Below are 13,816 nucleotides of genomic sequence, written 5' to 3'. Positions count from 1 at the left end.
TTAACTTATTCTCATCAATTTCTTTTAGTCATAAGAAAACCCTGCCAGAACAGCAGGGTTTTTAGGGTGCGGATCAGATGTAGGATTTCAATACTTCATCTTTGGCCATCACAGTTTGTAAGGTGCTTAAAACTTGTAATGTATTCTGGTTTTCTTCGGAATAAATTTCAGAGAAATTCTGCTTGGAAACGCTAAAGAAACGAGCTTTATCTTCAGATTTAATATTCAAAAGTTCAGCCAGAACATTCAGGCTTTCACCCTCTCCAACTGCCATATCACGCGCCAATGCTTCAGCGTTTTCATTGGTAAAGGTCACCACTTGAGCGGTTACGGTACCGCCCTGGCTACAACCTAAAGTACCAAAAGTGATCCCGAGCCACTGATTCGTGAACAGAACGTTGGTCGTACCTGCAAAGAGTTTAGGAATAATACCAGACTGACCCGCCCACACCTGGCTTCCGATACCACAACCGACATCTCGGTCAGCCATCGCCATGCTTGAACCAGTCGCCAATACCGCCGCCAGCATAATTTTTTTCAACATAGTTATTCTCCAATTATTCTCATGCAATCTTTGTTATTACTCTAATAATGTAATTTAAATTACATACTCAGCAGAGTAGCGACAAGTCAAGTTTGGCGCAATTGAAAAAATGTATGCTTTACATAAACATAACCTGATTGATTTTACTGTTCCTTGAGCGCCCAATCGCCTTGTGAATTACGCTGTCCCAAGATTTTCAGTACTAACACCAGACTCAGCAATAACAACAAATACCAGGAGCCCAGTTTGCCCCATCCCACCATATGCCATTGCTCAATCTGGCTTGGATAGAGCCAGATCTGGTAAAAGGTACTGATGTTCTCGGCAATCCAGATAATAAACGCCAGAATCAGCAGTACGGGTAACATCGGCAACTGAAAAGTATGCCGATTCAGCTGAAAGCGAATTCTGGTTTTCCAGAACATCAGCACGCTCCAGACAAATAGAATCATACGATAATCGGGAATAAAGAACTTGCTCATAAAGTTGATATAAGACAAGACCGCCAGAGCCAGCATATGGCTGAAACGCGGCAATTTTTCAAATGAAACCTGATATAGACGTAAAGAGCGCGCAAAAAAGCTGCCGACCGCAGAATACATAAAGCCAGCAAATAAAGGCACGGTCAGGATTTTAAATACTGCGGGTTGAGGGTAATGCCAGGAAGCAATTGCCGGATGGGTCAGGAAGATTTCCATCACCATGGCCATGAGATGAAATAACGCAATCACTTTGGCTTCAGCCCAGGATTCCAGTTTGGTATAGAGCAATATCACCTGAATCAGCAAAGCAAAAAAAAGCAGATAGTCATACCGGTAAAAACCAAAGAAGAGATCGCTGCCCATAGAAGCAGTCAGCGCAAAAGCGAGCAGGAGTAAAATCCCAAATAAGGCAGCCGAAGCTGCCTTATAAGTAAATTCAAACCCTGATTTGAATAGATCGATCAAGGTTTACATCCTAAAGATATTTGGCACTATACTCATGTACGGTATCAATAAATGCTTTTGGATTCGCCGGATCAACCCACTGGGTAATACCATGACCTAAATTGGCAACATAACCGGTTTTCTCGCCATTGGCATAGGCATCATCCAGCATGGCTTTTGTCGCTTTAATGATGGTGTCTGATGAACCATATAAAGTTGCAGGATCCAGGTTACCCTGAAGTGCTGCACGACCAGCAACCGTTTGACGAGCGACATTCAATGGCATGGTCCAGTCCAGACCAAATGCATCTGCGCCTGTCGTAATCATCGGTTCCAACCATTGACCGCCACCTTTGGTAAACAGAATTACCGGAATCTTGCGGCCGTCTTTCTCACGTTGCAAACCAGCGACAATCTTCTGCATATAGTTCAGCGAGAACTCGATATATTCACGATGTGCTAATGCCCCACCCCAACTATCAAAGATCTGTACCGCTTGTGCACCCGCATCGATCTGCGCATTCAAATATTCAGTCACTGCATCAGCCAGACGATCCAGTAAAGCATGCAAAACTTCAGGCTGCGCATACATCATCTGTTTGGTAAAACGGAAATCCTTGCTTGAACCGCCTTCGACCATATACGTTGCCAGAGTCCATGGACTGCCCGAGAAACCAATCAGAGGAACCTGACCGCCCAAGGCTGAACGAATGGTCGAAACGGCATTCATCACATAATCCAGATCCGACTTGGCATTAAATGCAGGCAGATTGGCGACATCCTGTTCGGTACGGATGGTCTTGTGAAATTTCGGGCCTTCACCGGCTTCAAAATACAGCCCCAGTCCCAAAGCATCCGGAACCGTCAAGATATCCGAGAATAAAATCGCGGCATCAAGATCATAACGGCGTAAAGGCTGCAAAGTTACTTCACAGGCCAGTTCAGTATTCTTGCAAAGCGAAAGGAAATCTCCTGCCTTGGTACGCGTTTCGCGGTACTCAGGCAAATAACGGCCAGCCTGACGCATCATCCATACTGGCGTAGCATCTACAGGCTCACGCAACAATGCGCGCAGAAAACGATCATTTTTTAAGGTCGTCATTCACATTCCCATCTTTCTTTGACATTGCCAACATCATAGCAAAAAGGCCGCAGTTTTAATAACTTCTGGCAACTTTAAAAACCGATCGGATTGAACGGCAACCTAGTGATTTACACAAAACAACTACTGCATCTCCACATTTTTTCTGTAATACTTATAGTGTTTTTTCACATAGTTAAAGAAATAATTCTTAAGGTTGAGTTACATGTTCGTTCGCACAATGCTCGCTGTGAGTCTAGGTTGCATTTTCGCAGGTCAAGTTTTTGCCGCGTCTACTGCTGAACAACCATTAAAACCCCAAGTGGTGACTGATGTTGCAGTGCAAGATCCGATTGATCCATTAGCAACTGAAGCTTCAGCGGCCCAAGCAGCACCTGCAGAAGCGCAAATTACCGCACAAGAACAACAAGACTTAAAACAGGCATCTGAAGCGCTGAATGAGCTACAGGATACCGAAGATCAGACTGCTTCTATTGGCGCAGCACCAAATACCAAAGCACCGACTAACTCTGCAGCGACCAAAGCTTCGTGGACTTTAGACGGCTTAAATAATGCCCAGTGGTATGAAAATATCGGTGCAGGTCAATTCCCAGTTTACGCACGTGCACATGTCATGCTGAATAATGCCCATGCATCACCGGGGGCGATTGACGGAACCAGCGGTAAAAATACACTAAAAGCCATTGCATCTTTCCAGCAAATGAATGGCATTAAACCGACAGGTGTTTTGACTCAGGAAACCTGGGATAAACTAGTTGCACGTCAGGGTTCTAAGCCAGCCTTTGTTGAATACACCATTACTGAAAAAGATCTGGCAGGCCCATTTGCCAAGTCTATTCCTTCAGATTATGCGTTACAGGCGAAAATGAAAGGCTTGTACTACACACGTGTCAGTGAAATGTTGAGCGAAAAATTCCATATGGATGAGAATTTCTTAAAGAAACTCAATCCAAATGCTAACTTTAATAAAGTTGGGGAAAAATTACTGGTCAGTAATGTACGTAATGACTTGCCTGAAGGTATTCACTTGATTGTTGCACATAAAGGTGCGAAACAACTGTACTTATTTAACAGTAAAAATCAAATGATCGCGTCATTCCCTGCCACCATTGGTAGTGCGGATACACCATCTCCGACCGGAACCTATAAAGTAACAGGTGTTGCACCAAACCCTTGGTACAGCTACTCACCGTCTAACTTTGTACAAGGTAAAAACTTAAAACCACTGTCTTTACCACCGGGTCCTAACGGTCCTGTCGGGAATATCTGGATTGGTTTAAGCAAGAAATCATTTGGTATTCACGGAACACCAAACCCGTCTACCATTTCGAAAACAGCGTCACATGGTTGTATTCGTTTGACTAACTGGGATGCCAATGATCTTGGCCGTAAAGTCAAATCTGGGGTAACGGTTCGTTTCTTAGAATGATGATCGGTCTGCCGATTTGAATAAAAATAGCCTGCTTTTGAGCGGGCTTTTTTATTCCTTATGTTTACTTTCAGCTCTGTCGTTGCAAAAATGCAATGATCTGTCGCCTATTTGAGATTTTTTCAGTTATAAAACGACAGTATGATGATCTCAAGTTAAAAATAATGTCGAGATAAAATCATGAATGCTTTTCTACATCCTAGCGAAAATCGTGGTCATGTAAAAATGGGCTGGCTGGAGTCTAAACACAGTTTCTCATTTGGTAACTGGTATAACCCAAAGTATATGGGTGTCAGCGCTTTACGTGTCATTAATGATGACCTGATTGATGGACATCAGGGTTTTGGAACGCATCCACATGACAATATGGAAATCCTGACCTGTGTGCTGAAAGGAACCATTACCCATCAGGACAGCATGGGCAATCATGGCGGAATCGCTGCGGGTGAATGGCAACTGATGAGTGCAGGAACAGGTGTGCGGCACAGTGAAATGAACCAAGGCGACGAACAGGTCCATTTACTGCAAATCTGGATTATTCCAAATGAACGTGATGCCAAGCCGAACTATCAGCAAATCCGTCTTGACCCGCATGAGCAACCGAACCAGTGGCATTTGATTTGTGATCCGAATGACAATGCACCGATGCATATTCGTCAGAATGCCGAAGTCAAAACTGCGGTGATTCAGCAAGGCCAAAGTCTGGAAGTGAAAGCGACCCAGCATATTAATTATGTACATGTTGTTTCTGGCACTGTCCAGATCGCTGAACATAGAGTTGAAGCTGGCGGCGCAATTGCTTTTCTAGATGATACAGAAATTAAAGCAAGCGAAGATGCGCAAGTGATCTGGTTTGATTTGCCGGAAGTACCCAACTAAGCTTTTAAAGCTCTCAGCTCTAATGGCTATTGATCCCAGTGATTAATAGCCATTTTTTATACATATAATCGTAAATAAGAAATAATAGTTCGCAAAATCATAATAAGGCTGCTTAACCAATAAAATTATGCCTACGATCTATACAAATCCAACCAATTCTCATCACATTTTTACCTAAGCAATGCATTATTTAGGTGAATATAAACTGATCCATTTCTATGGAATCCAGTGCTGTATAGCTTTGATCATTCACGACTGGTTTGATATTGTCTTTTGCAGGCATAAAGTGAATTAATCTTTTCATGTAGGTTAAATAAATAGAAGAGCATATCCGTATGAACCAAATTTTAGAGATTCAAAGCAGCCCGCAGCAAGCTTTGCTTTATTTATTAGCCTTTTTAAAACAACAAGATTATCAGTTTACGACCATTACACCGCTTTCCCACCAGCGAATTCTGAATCGAAAAAAGAATGAAATTTATAAGCACAGAACCCATCAGGATATCTTTGGCTGGAATCTAAACTTTAAAAAAACTGATCTTGATTCTGCCCTTTTTACATTATTGCAAGAACATCAGCTTCTACAGGTTCAGGAAGATCAATACTTGAGTCAGGTTCGGGTTTCTTCACTCGATGGCGAACTCTTTATTCATTCAGCTTTTCCAACCACTCAGCAAGATGCGGTATTTTTCGGTCCGGATACGTATCGCTTTATCTATCATCTCAAGCAATATCTAGCCACCGAACCTCGCCCTTTCAAACGGGCTGCTGAAATATGCTGTGGCACCTCTGCTGCTGCCATCAGTATCGCCAAATACTTTCCAGATCATGAGGAAATCTTTGTAGCAGATCTAAACCCCAAAGCCTTGCTCTATAGTCAGCTCAATATTGATTTTTCGGGTTTTACTTCAATCTCTCCGGTGCAAAGCAATTTATTTTCCAATCTTGAAGGTCAGTTTGACCTGATTTTTGCCAATCCACCTTATTTAATTGATCCTGAGCAACGGCAATATCGTCATGGCGGTAATGCGCTGGATGGCTGTGATTTATCATTCAGGATTATAAAAGAAGGTCTACAGCGCCTGAATTCTGGCGGACATTTATTTCTATATACCGGTGTGACCGTGACTGAACATGGCAATCTGTTTTTGCAGCATCTTAAAAATTTGATGAAACAGCATCACAATATAACTTGGTCTTATGAGGAAATTGACCCGGATATTTTTGGTGAAGAACTGGAACAGCCGGCTTATCGACATGTGGAAAGAATTGCGTTGGCATTAATCAAGATTGAAGTAGGCAATTAAAGAATATCTATTTATCAATTATGGAATTTTAAAATTTTGACTTTGTTCGCTATCAGCTTATTTTAAATCGCTTTATTAAAATCATAAGCAATAAAAAACCCCAATCTTTCGACTGGGGTTTTTAAAATTTGGCGGAAGCGGTGAGATTCGAACTCACGGAGGACTCACACCCTCGTCGGTTTTCAAGACCGGTGCATTAAACCGCTCTGCCACGCTTCCATGGGCGCAATAATACGGAGCTTTTGTCCGGCTGACAAGTGAAAATTACAGTGAATGCAATCAACTGCATATAGTTTCATCAAATCCTTACAGTTTTGCTGCTAATTCCGCTCCCTCACGAATGGCGCGCTTGGCATCGAGTTCAGCAGCCAGTTTTGCACCGCCAATAATATGATACTGCGCCAAGGTATTTTCCCCAGCACTCGGCATCAGGTCTTTTACCGATTCCTGACCTGCACATACCACAATGGTATCCACACGCAATAATTGAGCATGGCCATCTACCTCAATCCATAAGCCTTCATCGGTAACAGATTTATATTGCACACCGCGCAACATACGCACGGCATGTTTTTTTAACTGGGCACGATGTACCCAGCCTGAAGTCTTGCCTAGTCCTGCGCCAAGTGGTGTTTTTTTACGTTGTAATAGATAAATTTCCCGTACCGGAGGTTCTACTTCAGCACGCTGTAACCCGCCTTCAGTCACATAATCTGGATGAGAATCTACACCCCATTCACGCTTCCACTCATCCACAGGTTGCGGCTGTATTTGATGCGGTGGCTTTAATAAAAACTCGGACACATCAAAACCGATCCCGCCTGCGCCAATGACCGCAACACGATCACCGACAGGTGCGCCACGTAGCACTTCTGCATAAGATAATACTTGTGGTGCCTGACTGCCTTCGATATTCAAGGCACGCGGCACAACCCCTGTAGCCACAATCACCTCATCAAAACCCTCACGCTCCAACTGCTCGCGGTTGACTCGGGTATTGAGACGCAGATCAACTCCAGTTTTTTCTAGCTGCACTTTAAAATAACGAATCGTTTCGTGAAATTCCTCTTTCCCCGGAATGACTTTAGCCAGGTTGAACTGTCCGCCTACTTCATGACTGGCCTCAAACAGCGTCACATCATGCCCGCGACTGGCTGCGACAGTAGCAGCCGACAAACCTGCGACACCCCCACCGATCACTGCAATACTTTTTGGTTTTTTGGTTTTGACATAGACCAGTTCGGTTTCATAAGCGGCACGCGGATTGACCAGACAGGTTGCGCGCTGGTTTTTAAAGGTATGATCCAGACAAGCCTGATTACAGGCAATACAGGTATTGATTTCATCAACACGATTGGTTGCAGTTTTATTGACCCAGAACGCATCTGCCAAAAGTGGACGTGCCATCTGCACCATATCTGCCTGACCAGAAGCCAGAATTGCTTCGGCAGTGTCTGGCATATTGATCCGGTTGGATGCAATCACCGGCACCGAAACATGTTTCTTAACTTCAGCCGTGTAATCGACAAAAGCAGCACGCGGTACAGAAGTCACAATGGTGGGAATACGTGCTTCATGCCAGCCAATCCCGGTATTGAGCAAAGTAATTCCTGCCTTTTCCAAAGCTTTAGCTACGGTAATGACTTCCTGCATGGTATTGCCATCATGTACCAAATCGAGAAGCGACAAACGGAAACAGATAATAAATTTTTCGCCAATTTCCTCGCGAATGGCTTTGACAATTTCTACGGCAAAACGCATCCGGTTTTCGATCGGGCCACCCCAACGGTCGTTACGCTGATTGACATGACGGCTTAAAAACTGATTCAGCAAATAGCCTTCTGAACCCATAATTTCTACGCCATCGTAGCCGGCTTTTTTGGCAATGCTGGCAGTTTTCACATAATCCTGAATGGTATTCAGGATCTGTTTATCTGACATTTCACGTGGTTTAAAAGGAGAAATTGGCGATTTGATTGGACTTGCCGACACCACAAAAGGCTGATAGCCATAACGTCCGGCATGCAGAATTTGCAAAAGAATTTTGGCGCCATGTTTATGCACTGCATGCGTCACCAGACGATGTGGCGCAATATCTCCCAAGGTATTCATGGTGCCGCCTGCCGGCAACAACCAGCCTTGACGGTTTGGCGATATTCCCCCTGTAATCAGCAGACCTACGCCACCCTTGGCACGTTCGCCAAAATACGCTGCCAGTTTAGGATAATTATAAAAGCGGTCTTCCAGACCAGTATGCATCGACCCCATTACGACCCGGTTTTTAATGGTGGTAAAACCTAAATGCAGTGGTTTTAAAATGTTGGCATAGCGCGTCGTGGTCATAACAAATCCCTGATTATATTTGGCTGAGCAAGTCATTCCCTTACTTTAACTGATTTTCAGCGGCTTTTTATGACCCGGAGTTCAGCATTTTCAGGCACAAATATCAATCTTCGAAACAGTTCTTTCTATACATGACGAATTAGTTCTGCCATTGTCGTGCGCTGGATTTCCATAATGCAATCACGCCCAATACTGTACCAATTGGAAAACTCAGCAACATCAGAATAGCCATTATTCTGGATAAAGTACGTCCTGAACCATTGCCCTGCTTCACCTTGATACTGGCCTGGATATTAAAAAACATCAACAAGCCTAAAAGCAGCAGCACCACACCTAAACTCAGCATGGAAATACTGGATTGCTGATATTCAAGATATAAAAACAGCACTGCACTAAAACCAATCAGGCCGGCATAAATCCCATGCAACAGTGCCAGTGTTTCATTCTTGGTTTTAGGATTTAAATTAGGTAAAGGTGGGATATGAGTCGCCATGCTTTTATTCCTGTTTTATCTGGTTTTTAAATTATTCGGCTGAATATAACCAATTTTTTACTTTTTCAGCAGGATTCTGGTTAAAATCGTGCGATTTATGATTATTTAAGCCTATTGAATAGAGATTTTAAAACGAGTTTTTCTTTTCTAAAGCAAACCTAAATAAATTAATGATACAATTGATGCAATATGTATTTTTTCAGGCCACCAATTCTGGCGTGCCTATTTCATATCATTAGGATGAACAATGTCTGATAATGCAACTATCTTGCAGAATGTCCCAGTAGGTAAAAAAGTTGGTATTGCCTTCTCTGGTGGTCTAGATACTTCTGCTGCTCTTTTGTGGATGAAACAAAAAGGCGCTGAACCTTATGCTTACACAGCAAACCTGGGTCAGCCAGACGAAGACGATTACGATGCGATTCCAAAAAAAGCTGAAGCTTATGGCGCAGTAAAAGCACGTTTAATCGACTGCCGTTTACAGCTTGCATTAGAAGGTATTGCTGCAATTCAATGTGGCGCGTTCCATATTTCTACAGGTGGTATGCCTTATTTCAACACGACGCCATTGGGTCGTGCAGTAACAGGCACCATGCTGGTTACTGCCATGAAAGAAGATGACGTTAACATCTGGGGTGACGGTTCAACTTATAAAGGCAACGACATTGAACGTTTCTACCGTTATGGTTTATTGACCAATCCTGCGCTTAAAATCTACAAGCCTTGGTTAGACCAAACTTTCATTGACGAGCTGGGCGGACGTGCAGAAATGTCACAGTTCCTGATCGACAATGGTTTTGACTATAAAATGTCAAAAGAAAAAGCTTATTCAACTGACTCAAACATGCTGGGTGCGACGCACGAAGCTAAAGATCTTGAATACCTGAATGCAGGCATCAAAATCGTTGAGCCAATCATGGGCGTTGCGTTCTGGAAAGATGACGTAGAAGTAAAAGCTGAAGAAGTATCGATTACTTTTGAAGAAGGCTTCCCGGTTGCTATCAACGGTCAACGCATTGAAGATCCAGTTGAATTTATTCTTGAAGCGAACCGCATCGGTGGCCGTCACGGTCTAGGCATGTCGGATCAAATCGAAAACCGGATCATCGAAGCGAAATCTCGCGGTATCTATGAAGCTCCGGGTATGGCGCTGCTTCACATCGCTTATGAGCGTCTGGTAACGGGTATTCATAACGAAGATACGATTGAACAATACCGTATTAACGGTCTACGTTTAGGTCGTTTGCTTTACCAAGGTCGCTGGTTCGATTCTCAAGCGCTTATGCTGCGTGAAACTGCACAGCGTTGGGTTGCTAAAGCAGTTACCGGTACTGTAACGATCGAATTGCGTCGTGGTAATGACTACACCATTATGAATACTGAATCTCCGAACCTCACTTATGAAGCTGAGCGTTTGACTATGGAGAAAGGTGATTCTATGTTCTCGCCGATGGATCGTATTGGTCAGTTGACCATGCGTAACCTGGATATCACGGATACTCGTGCGAAACTGGGCATCTATACAGAGACTGGTTTATTGGCAGTTGGTTCAGCATCTGCAGTGCCACAACTAAAAGACAAAAACTAAGTTTTAGTCCTTTTTAGTTTCTTAAAAAACCGCTCCTGATGAGCGGTTTTTTATTGAGGGTTCGTTTATTGATTGTAATAATCTCTAACCATTTGCGATATCTGAATTGACTGAACGAATGGACTGATAATAAATCTGGTTGCGTCCAAGCTGTTTGGCACGATATAGCGCCTGATCCGCGATTCCCAATAAGGCGTCTTTATCAATATCATCTTCACCACGATAGACGGTAATGCCTAAACTGATGGTGATATGTTTCGCAACCGAGGATTTTTCATGTGGAATTTCCAGACGATCAATCGCCTTAAAAATATTTGAAGCCACTGCATAAGCACCATGTGCATCCGTTTCTGGCAAGAGCACCACAAACTCTTCCCCGCCATAACGCGCGACAAAGTCCATATGACGGATCGCATTTTTGATGGTTTTGGCAATAGTCGAAATGACATCATCACCTTTCTGATGCCCATAAAAATCGTTGTAATTTTTAAAGAAATCTACATCGATAAACAGAATTGCCAATGCCGTTTCTTCACGATGTGCACGTTCGAAATGGACTTGCAGCGTCTCATCAAAAGTCCGTCGATTGGAAATCTTGGTCAGCTCATCGTACTGACTCAAATGTAATAATTCGTTGGTATGGATACGCTGGATCTGCTCACTGATTCTGGCGCGAATGCTATAGAGAAATATCACACGTTCACGGGCAAAAATCATATGGCTAATCACATAACCCAGCAAGCAACTTCCAATTAAAATCCGGCCAAAAACCATAGGATTAAATTCAACTGAAAGGCTAAACAATACAAGAATAGTAGTTGCCGCAGCGAGTAATCCGGTGACCAGCATCTGAATCGGTCTAATACCGGTCAGAATATAACCCAGGATATACACGATCGTGACTATGGCCATGGACTGATGCTGCAAGGCATCAGTTTTAATCGACATGGTAATGCATGAAATTGACACCTGTATCCAGAACACCAACAGCATCGAAGCCTGCGGAAAAAAGCGCTTGATCTTGGGTAAACAGGAGAATATATAAAAAATGATTAATGACATGCCACCATTGAGCAGGCCCAGCATACACAGGACAAAATCATGTACGAAATATTCTTTGCTGATACTCCAGTAATCTGTAGGAATCATTACCACTAAAAAAAGGAAATAGGCTAGTACTCCAGCCCAGACATATTTTTCGACATGTTTACGGGCGCGTTCCAGATTTTTGGTCCAGAATTCTTGTTCCAGATTTTGTGGGAAGACCGGGCCTACACGCTGGCTTTGCCGTGTAATCAGTTGTTCTATGTCTTCTTTATCATCTTGCAATTTCGCTAGATTGTACTTGTATTCCATTGCCAAGTATTTATGTAATTTTTTTATTAATTTTAAAATAACATACTTTTTAAAATTAATTTATACATATCCCTTATTTTGTAGCGCTTTCTCGTTACCATTTTTACTATAGATGGATTATCATTTGTTTTATTTGTTCGACTGAATTTGCCTTGAATACGATTACGATTCTCCAGCCAGATGATTGGCACGTTCACCTGCGTGATGGTTTAGCACTTCAACGTACCGTTCCCGATTTAGCCAAGCAGTTTTCTCGCGCCATTTGCATGCCAAATCTGGTGCCACCCGTTAAAACTGTCGAAGAAGCCAATGCCTACCGTGAACGTATCATGGCACATGTGCCTGAAGGGGTAAATTTCGACCCGCGTATGGTGCTGTATTTCACTGACAACACCCCGGCAAGCGAAGTTAAAAAGATCAAAGAATCTGCGCATGTCAATGCCATCAAGCTCTATCCTGCGGGTGCGACCACCAACTCCGATAGTGGTGTGAGCGATATGAGCAAAGTCTACGGCGTAATTGAACAGCTTGAAGAACACCAAGTGCCTTTATTGCTACATGGTGAAGTGACGCATAATCATGTCGATATTTTTGACCGTGAAAAGCGTTTCCTGGATGAAGTGCTGGCTCCCTTACTCAGACAATTTCCCAAGCTGAAACTGGTGCTCGAACACATCACCACCAGCGAAGCAGCAAACTTTGTACTTGAGCAAGACCGTAATGTCGCTGCAACCATTACGCCGCAACATTTATTGTTTAACCGCAATGACATGCTGGTTGGTGGGATCAAGCCGCATTTCTACTGCTTGCCAATTTTAAAACGTCAAACGCATCAGCAAACTTTGCTGGAAGTCGCAACCAGCGGTAATCCTAAATTTTTCCTGGGAACAGATAGCGCGCCGCATTCAAAAAATGCAAAAGAAAATGCGTGTGGCTGTGCAGGATGTTATAGTGCGCCGACTGCCATTGAGCTGTATGCTCAGGCATTTGATCAGGTGGGTAAAATTGAACGCCTGGAAGGTTTTGCCAGCCATTTTGGTGCAGACTTCTATGGCCTGCCACGTAATACCAATACCATTACCCTGGTTAAAGAAGATCAAGTAATCCCTGAAAGTTTAGACTATCTGAATGGTGAACAGATTATCCCACTGTATGCTGGTAAAACCATTCAATGGAGAAAAGTGTGACAAATGAAACGCTCCCAATCATTGGTCAACGTTTTCGTGGATTCTTACCTGTAGTTGTCGATGTCGAGACTGCAGGTTTTAATGCGCAGACTGATGCATTGCTGGAAATTGCGGCCATTCCGATTGTTTATAATGAGGAGGGTCAATTTGTGCCGGGTCAAGCTTACCATGCACATATCAATCCTTTCGAAGGGGCAAACCTCGACCGACGTTCGCTGGAGTTTATTGGGATCGATCCTTCTAATCCAATGCGAATCGCCATGGCCGAAGATGAGAAAACTGCACTCAAGCGCATTTTTAAATCGGTGAATGAAGTGCGTCGCCAGCAAAATTGTACCCATGCAGTTTTAGTCGGACACAATGCACATTTCGATTTAGGTTTTCTTCAGGCCGCGATTGCCCGTACCGGGACCAAAAACCAGAACCCGTTTCATAGTTTTTCTGTCTTCGATACAGTGACTTTAAGTGCGGTGATGTTTGGTCAGACTGTACTGGCGAAGTCCTGTATCCAAGCTGGAATCGAGTTTGATGGTAAAGAAGCCCATTCTGCATTATATGATACGCAGAAGACCGCTGAACTGTTTTGCTATATTTTAAACAAACTCGCACCTCACCTGCTTGACACTCTGGTGGCGGATCAATAAGATACCGCCATCTTCTAA

12 protein-coding genes and 1 tRNA gene are annotated in these 13,816 nt (G+C 43.3%); 6 read left to right on the top strand and 7 right to left on the bottom strand.

Going from position 1 to position 13,816, the window contains the following annotated elements:
- Positions 1–73: 73 nt before the first annotated feature.
- The 3 genes from FTV08_RS03230 to hemE form a co-directional block, all read right to left on the bottom strand.
- Complete coding sequence (locus FTV08_RS03230; RefSeq protein WP_004279577.1) at positions 74–544, bottom strand: DUF3015 family protein; 471 nt, start codon at positions 542–544, stop codon at positions 74–76.
- Positions 545–687: 143 nt separating this feature from the next.
- Positions 688–1,491, bottom strand: coding sequence for a DUF817 family protein (locus tag FTV08_RS03225; protein WP_180086665.1), 804 nt, complete (start codon positions 1,489–1,491; stop codon positions 688–690).
- A gap of 10 nt (positions 1,492–1,501) precedes the next feature.
- Positions 1,502–2,572: a uroporphyrinogen decarboxylase gene (hemE, locus tag FTV08_RS03220; protein ID WP_180086664.1), complete on the bottom strand. Its 1,071-nt coding sequence runs from the start codon at positions 2,570–2,572 to the stop codon at positions 1,502–1,504.
- Between the two features lie 205 nt (positions 2,573–2,777).
- Here hemE and FTV08_RS03215 point away from each other — a divergent pair, with 205 nt between their 5' ends.
- From FTV08_RS03215 to FTV08_RS03205, 3 genes are all read left to right on the top strand, one after another.
- Positions 2,778–4,001, top strand: a complete 1,224-nt coding sequence (locus FTV08_RS03215) for a L,D-transpeptidase (protein ID WP_044110271.1) — start codon at positions 2,778–2,780, stop codon at positions 3,999–4,001.
- Between the two features lie 180 nt (positions 4,002–4,181).
- Positions 4,182–4,880, top strand: coding sequence for a pirin-like bicupin family protein (locus tag FTV08_RS03210; protein ID WP_180086663.1), 699 nt, complete (start codon positions 4,182–4,184; stop codon positions 4,878–4,880).
- 335 nt (positions 4,881–5,215) lie between these two features.
- Positions 5,216–6,187, top strand: a complete 972-nt coding sequence (locus FTV08_RS03205; RefSeq protein WP_180086662.1) for a class I SAM-dependent methyltransferase — start codon at positions 5,216–5,218, stop codon at positions 6,185–6,187.
- A 129-nt stretch (positions 6,188–6,316) separates the two neighbouring features.
- Here FTV08_RS03205 and FTV08_RS03200 read toward each other — a convergent pair.
- From FTV08_RS03200 to FTV08_RS03190, 3 genes are all read right to left on the bottom strand, one after another.
- Positions 6,317–6,406: transfer RNA gene (locus tag FTV08_RS03200), tRNA-Ser, on the bottom strand.
- A gap of 87 nt (positions 6,407–6,493) precedes the next feature.
- The gene (locus FTV08_RS03195; protein WP_180086661.1) at positions 6,494–8,530 is read right to left on the bottom strand and encodes an FAD-dependent oxidoreductase; all 2,037 of its coding nucleotides are present in this window, start codon (positions 8,528–8,530) and stop codon (positions 6,494–6,496) included.
- A 139-nt stretch (positions 8,531–8,669) separates the two neighbouring features.
- Positions 8,670–9,023, bottom strand: a complete 354-nt coding sequence (locus FTV08_RS03190) for a hypothetical protein (RefSeq protein ID WP_148334386.1) — start codon at positions 9,021–9,023, stop codon at positions 8,670–8,672.
- A 247-nt stretch (positions 9,024–9,270) separates the two neighbouring features.
- Here FTV08_RS03190 and argG point away from each other — a divergent pair, with 247 nt between their 5' ends.
- On the top strand, positions 9,271–10,611 hold the full coding sequence (gene argG, locus FTV08_RS03185) for an argininosuccinate synthase (RefSeq protein WP_004279561.1): 1,341 nt from the start codon (positions 9,271–9,273) through the stop codon (positions 10,609–10,611).
- An 84-nt stretch (positions 10,612–10,695) separates the two neighbouring features.
- Here the strand turns inward: argG and FTV08_RS03180 are convergent, their stop codons facing one another.
- Positions 10,696–11,967 (bottom strand): GGDEF domain-containing protein, encoded by a 1,272-nt coding sequence (locus FTV08_RS03180; RefSeq protein WP_071851843.1) that lies wholly within the window; start codon positions 11,965–11,967, stop codon positions 10,696–10,698.
- 152 nt (positions 11,968–12,119) lie between these two features.
- Here FTV08_RS03180 and pyrC point away from each other — a divergent pair, with 152 nt between their 5' ends.
- Positions 12,120–13,154: a dihydroorotase gene (gene pyrC / locus FTV08_RS03175; RefSeq protein ID WP_180086660.1), complete on the top strand. Its 1,035-nt coding sequence runs from the start codon at positions 12,120–12,122 to the stop codon at positions 13,152–13,154.
- Positions 13,139–13,798, top strand: a complete 660-nt coding sequence (gene rnt, locus FTV08_RS03170) for a ribonuclease T (RefSeq protein WP_004279557.1) — start codon at positions 13,139–13,141, stop codon at positions 13,796–13,798. Before pyrC ends, rnt begins: the two co-directional genes overlap by 16 nt.
- The last annotated feature ends 18 nt before the right edge of the window (positions 13,799–13,816 follow it).

Origin of the sequence: Acinetobacter sp. YH12226, from assembly GCF_013417805.1 — a bacterium.
GTDB lineage: Bacteria > Pseudomonadota > Gammaproteobacteria > Pseudomonadales > Moraxellaceae > Acinetobacter.
Note: the sequence above shows the minus strand (reverse complement) of the source record. Positions and strands in the feature narration are given on the sequence as shown.